The sequence below is a fragment of the Gilliamella bombi genome (genome assembly GCF_900103255.1).
Taxonomy (GTDB): domain Bacteria; phylum Pseudomonadota; class Gammaproteobacteria; order Enterobacterales; family Orbaceae; genus Gilliamella; species Gilliamella bombi.
Genome location: NZ_FMWS01000072.1, coordinates 1 through 1,882 on the forward strand (window position 1 = coordinate 1; position 1,882 = coordinate 1,882).

General features: G+C 33.7%; 3 protein-coding genes. All 3 read right to left on the reverse strand.

Annotation, left to right across the window (positions count from 1 at the left end; genetic code table 11):
• The coding region (locus B9N71_RS11765; protein WP_143422137.1) for a hypothetical protein at positions 1-215 on the reverse strand (215 nt) is incomplete at its 3' end.
• A 117-nt stretch (positions 216-332) separates the two neighbouring features.
• Entirely contained in the window at positions 333-1,352 is a 1,020-nt protein-coding gene (locus B9N71_RS11770) for a hypothetical protein (protein WP_085166051.1), read from the reverse strand.
• A gap of 55 nt (positions 1,353-1,407) precedes the next feature.
• On the reverse strand, positions 1,408-1,882 hold a 475-nt coding region (locus tag B9N71_RS11775), incomplete at its 5' end, for a M23 family metallopeptidase (protein WP_167370111.1).

Consider the following 1,882-nt stretch of genomic DNA (forward strand, 5'->3'; position numbering starts at 1 on the left):
TCTATCGCTATCAAGCCATCATTCTCTAGTGAAATTAGAGACACGGTACGAGGGAAACATACCGTATTACGTTTCTTTTCTTGAGGAGAAAGGCTGTTATCTAATGATAACGGAAAATCACGCCAATAACTTACGCTTGAATTGAGTTGCCCCTCTTCGCCATTAAGGTGTAAGACTTTACTGGCGGCTATCCAGTACGGCTTGTTTTCAATCATAAAGCGAATAGTGAAAAAATCCTCATCATTCGTAGGCTCAGAATAGACACTCGGTAACGTCGTATCTTGTCCCTTTCCGCCACGAATGAGTTCAGCTACATAATTAGCTCAGTACCATTAATAACTATCATAATCATTATTATCAATATAATTTCGACAATCTTTTATTTCTTTAGGTTTACACGCCCTCTGTTTTTTATATTCAAATTGGTTATTGTCTTCGTTCAGATATTCCCCGGATTTATACAGGCATTCGGTTTTGACCCGTTTATAGCGATTATTGCCTATGTATTGAAAATTATCGGTTAGCGATATATGATCATTTTCTTTTTTACCTGGGCAGGTTTTATAGCTAGTGGCAGTTTTTGCTTCGCGATCAAAACGAAAATCATTACCATCGAGATTTAATTTGACAAATTGTTGTTGTGTTTTGTCGTAAACATAATATTCTGCGGTGGTATTGGGCCCATGATATCTGTCTTTAATAAGACTAAAATCATTATTATCACCATCAAAATTATAATCAGAGTTTTCGTGATTCGAGATATTAACATAGCCAAGAAAATCACACCCGTCGATGCCGGTAATGGTTTGAATAAGCTTACCATCATGTTTGCTATATATTTTGATACCGACTATGTTGCCAGTCGATTTTTTGAGTTTAGAAACCATCACTTTAAAATAAAAATCTTTGGAACTATGATTCTGTAAAAATTCGATATTGTTAAATTCTACTTCGCGCCATGTTCGTTCATCAATGGTATTATATTCAAATATTTTGTGTAAATTTACTTTGTCTCCGTTAAGAGTGTAGCCTGTGAGATTTTGATAGGCTTCAGTCCCATGATAAAAAGTGACATCATCAAAATTTTCAATATATATTTTATCTAATATGTTTTTAAAAGAAGAATTTGCGTAAGTAATTATAAAATTAAACTTATCATTACGTTCTCTTTCGCTTATAAAACTTAAATGTTTAATTTGCTGCTCTTTACCAGCAATATAAAAAGCATATTCATCATCAAAATAAAATTCGGCGTTATCTTGCCCAATATTGCCAGTATAAATGCGAAAAATGGCATGGCTGATAGTGGGGGTTAAGAATAGGGTCAGCAATATACACTTTATATACTTCATATTGATATTCCTTATTTTTTGGATGTTGTTACTTTGTTTACATTGTACTTTCTTATTATTTTTTGTTATCTCTTCGCTCTTTTACTTTTGTCTGTTCATCTTTATCTATTGGCTGTAAATTAACAAATAACGCAGGATTAATTTTAAAGCCTAATCTATTGGTTTGCGTATCATATGCGGTAGAGCGGTTACCTGTTATCTTCATTGCAATTTCAAAATGTAGGTGAGGATTAAGGCATTTTTTTGCATTACCGGTATCGCCAGTATAGCCAATTAAATCGCCAGCCTTAACTTTATCACCCACTTCTAAGTCAGCACGTTTATCACTTAAATGACAATAGCGCAAATAAAAATGGTCAGCATTAATATTAAAATCCTTGGCTTGTTCAATTTCACCTTTATCACGAAACTCTAGGTCTGTCTCGTTTCGTGATTTTCTTAAATCCTCACCGTTAACTTTAAGGACTAACACATTGCCATATCCGTTATTCCCCTCATTTTTATATTGCACTATTTGGAATGGCAACACA